Below are 3007 nucleotides of genomic sequence, written 5' to 3' on the forward strand. Positions count from 1 at the left end.
CCGGTCATGCCTGTGCGCTTCGAGTACATGAAAATTGTTCGCCGCAGCGCCTCAATTTGTTCCAGGAAGCGCGGGTCGATGGCCGAGTCCGGCTGGCTGTTGATGTTTTTCAGCACTTCGTCGTCCGCAGCCGGTCGGCACATGGTGATGCAGGTGCGCTTGGGAAACAATTTCCGCAGGGCCCGGCGTGTTTCGTTTTTCTCCACGTCCTGGCCTGGCACATCGATGATGGCATTTTCCAAATATTGTTCGGCCGTAATTTTGCGGCCGTCAGGGTCCACCAAATCCAGAGCAAAGTCGCGCACGATCCACACCAAAGCCGGAAAGAGTTCGCTGAGAGCGTCTTCGTTGGCATGCTGCTCTTCGGTGGCATCGACTTTTTTTCGTTTGCTTTGGCCGCTGCTGCTGCTTGAAGGTGCCGAAGCGCGCAACAAATTGCCAATGTTGGCCACGATGCGCAGCGTGTCCAATGATTTTTGGTCAATGGTGCCTTTGGTGTTGAGCATCAGCACGCGTGTGAGCAACAAGGTCATGACAAAAATGTTCGTGTCATGCACACGGCCCGCTGTTGGCGCGCCCAACCCTTCCGTGTCCAACATCAGAATGTGTGTATTGGGATCAGCCGGGTTTTCCAGAAGCGTGGTGCTCATGTGAATGCCCTTGGTGCATGCATTGACGGTTTGGCCGACATTGAAGCTGTTGTTTTTGCCGCTCGGAGCTTTTGGCAACAAACGACTGAGGATAGCAGACTTGCCCGTGCGATAGTCTCCCACAATTGAAGCTACAATGATTTCTTTGGAGCCAAGCCCCTGAAGCCACTGCTTGGCTTTTGGATTCACTTCAAAAACGCCGTCCTGTTCCTGCACCAACAGCATCGACATCTTGAAGAAAAAAATATGAGCAGATTCTTTTTTTTCGCACCACGATTTTTTCAAACAAAAAAAAAAATTTCAAACAAAAAAAAAAAGTTTAAAGAAAAAAAAGCAGGGAGGAAGCAACAATTTTAAAAAAAAAATATTTGCCATAACCACGCACTCCTGGTAGCCCGCACAATGATTCCCACTGAATGGATCAAACCTCAGACGCAACCACAGACGGTCGCCGAATCCAAAACACCGACTGCCAAGCAGATTGCGCAAAAGGAACTTGACGACTGCGTGGAAGAGTTTTTCAAGATCTATGAGGAGTTTGTTCTCAACTTGGTGCGCACCTTTGGCAACGAGTCGCAGGTGGACGATCCACTGAACAAAGCCATGGTCAACAATGGCGTCATTTCGACGGCGGTGGACCGTGATGAGCGTATTGTGAAACTGGCCACTCGCTGGCACCTGATGGTTGAGCAAAACAAAGAGGCGTTTGCGACAAAAAACGACGCTTTCTTTCTGTCTCATCTGGAGGGCCTGTCCGTGTTCACGGACCTGGGAATTGCGCAAGTCTTGAAATCAGAGCGGTTCTTTGTGAACCGAGACATCTTCTGGGCCTATGTGAACAAAGTCTCCAAGAAAGCCAAAAAGGTCGTTGACAAGTCAGCCATGCCGCTGCCATCCGATGCATCCGAGTTTGAACGAGATGCGCAGATGGCTCAAACGCTGGAACAGATGGGCTTGCTGGCAAAACACAGCGTCACTGGCGAGATTACCGTCGACATCAAACGTCTGCTTGATCCAAAAAATGCCAAGGCCATCATGAAACGTGTGATGGGCGCCCAAAAGGGACATGATCCAGCAGTGATGAAAACTGCCTTGGATGCAGTGACATCAATGATGAGTGGGAGTGAAGAAGGCGAAAAAGCCTTTGAGTCATTGCTGCCGAAATGAGGAGAAAAAAAATTGTTTGTCCGTTTCGACCCAAAAAAAAAATTTTTTTTTTGCGGAAAATTAGAATTTTTTTTTTGCGGAAAGAAAAAAAAATGAAAAAGTCAACTTTATTTTTTTCTTGTGCCAAAGTGCGGTGCGCGTGCCGCCATGGAGCCTCTCCAGGATGATCCATATGCCGACTTGAAGGAGCAAGGCCAGCCATGGATCCGTGGTTACATTCGCGGAGATAGTTTGGCCAAAATGCTGAGCAAAATTGGAATGGACGCAAACTCCAAACTGTCCGTGGCCATGTTTGTTACCAACAAACGTTTTTTGGACGAAATGACAGTGCCTGCTGGCTGTCCCGTGGCGGACGAGGATTTCCTGGCCAATGAAGGCGAATGGCGCATGGTCATGTTTTTTCGCCGCAATGGGCACGTGGCCACAGTGGCAAGCTGCCCGTATGTTTGCCTCACCACATCAGAAGATGGCGAGCCCGTAGACATACCTGAGAAACAGTATGTGTCCAAGTTACACATGCTGTCCAGCCCGGACTTGTGCGGCATTGGGCAGACGTTGAGCGGCGGCAACATTATTTTTTCCTTGGTGGATAACAAATTTCAACTGGCCCAAGGCCCTGCTGAGCGTTTCAAGACCAGCGGCAAAGCCAACCACAAAAATGTCACCACCGTCATCGACATAACATGTTTGCATGAAGAACCCGACAGCATTTTCAACGACATTAGAGAGTTGTGGAAATTTGTTGAGTGGAAATTGGATTTTCCCTACATTATTTCCAGCAAGGGGAACAGCAAGGCCAGCAACAGCAACGTGACGCGGCTTGTTTACATTAACTTCACCAAGAAGAATGGGAGCAGTGAGGCGGTCGGCAGCTGCGTCATTGAACAAAAACCCAATTTTTGTCAGGCCTTTCCCGTGACTGATGCGTTGTTGGATTCGGGCGGCGGCGGCGATACGAGTGACGGCAAAGAAAAGAAAGCCAAACGTCGCAAAAGAATGACCAGAGAGGAGCGAGAGATGGAGGAAGATGCAGCGCTGGATGCGCAATTGGCGGCCATGAACGACGAAGACTTTTTTGTTCAAGAGGACGGCGAAGAGGAAGGACAACAAGACAAAAAACAACGCGAAGATGTCGAGGATGAAGACGATCCCAACGACGATCTTACAGCCATGGTGCAGAAACGCGTCAA

General features: G+C 49.5%; 3 protein-coding genes. 2 read left to right on the forward strand and 1 reads right to left on the reverse strand.

Annotated features, from left to right (window positions below; all coding sequences use genetic code 11):
- Nucleotides 1–935 (reverse strand): hypothetical protein (locus Q0072_RS03275; protein WP_298325675.1); only part of this gene is annotated, 935 nt, incomplete at its 3' end.
- 117 nt (nt 936–1052) lie between these two features.
- Here Q0072_RS03275 and Q0072_RS03280 point away from each other — a divergent pair.
- Nucleotides 1053–1817 (forward strand): hypothetical protein, encoded by a 765-nt coding sequence (locus tag Q0072_RS03280; RefSeq protein ID WP_298325678.1) that lies wholly within the window; start codon nt 1053–1055, stop codon nt 1815–1817.
- Between the two features lie 231 nt (nt 1818–2048).
- A partial coding sequence (locus tag Q0072_RS03285) for a hypothetical protein (protein ID WP_298325681.1) occupies nt 2049–3007 on the forward strand: 959 nt, incomplete at its 3' end.

The organism is Asticcacaulis sp. (assembly GCF_027484505.1).
Lineage (GTDB): Bacteria > Pseudomonadota > Alphaproteobacteria > Caulobacterales > Caulobacteraceae > Asticcacaulis.

What these genes read in the sequence shown, in the direction of transcription:
- Q0072_RS03280 (WP_298325678.1), top strand. Translation starts at nt 1,053, where the DNA reads ATGATTCCCACTGAATGGATCAAACCTCAGACGCAACCACAGACGGTC.